Here is a 527-nt window from a genome sequence, read left to right on the forward strand (position 1 = left end):
CGGGCAGGCCGCGTGCGCCGCACATGTCGGTGAAGCGGACCTCCTCGCTGCGGGGAACGGCGACCACCGCGCGGCCGGCGGATTCGGAGAAGAGGAAGACGAACGGGTCGATGCCGTCGGGAACGACCAGGCGAGCGCCCTTGCCGCCCCTGAGGCAGGACTCCACCAGCGCCTGGATCAACCCGCCGTCCGACAGGTCGTGCGCCGCATCGACCATCCCGTCACGCGAGGCGGAGATCAGGATCTCGGCGAGCAGCTTCTCCCGGTCCAGATCCACCGCGGGCGGCATGCCACCGAGGTGGTCGTGGATCACCTGCGACCACGCCGACCCGCCCAACTCCTCACGGGTGTCCCCCAGGAGGTAGATCAACTGCCCCTCCTCGGCGAACGCGACGGGCGTGCGGCGGGTGACATCATCGATGACACCCAGCACCGCGACCACCGGGGTGGGATGGATCGCGTTGTCGCCGGTCTGGTTGTAGAGGGAGACGTTGCCGCCGGTCACCGGCGTCCCCAACGCCAGGCAG

Annotated in this window: 1 protein-coding gene; it reads right to left on the reverse strand. The window is 70.0% G+C overall.

Translation table 11 applies throughout. The features are described from left to right. The coding region (locus IEZ17_RS41775; protein ID WP_268249904.1) for an AIR synthase-related protein at window positions 1-527 on the reverse strand (527 nt) is incomplete at both ends.

This window comes from Streptomyces albospinus (assembly GCF_014648695.1).
In the GTDB taxonomy this organism is placed as follows: Bacteria; Actinomycetota; Actinomycetes; order Streptomycetales; family Streptomycetaceae; genus Streptomyces; species Streptomyces albospinus.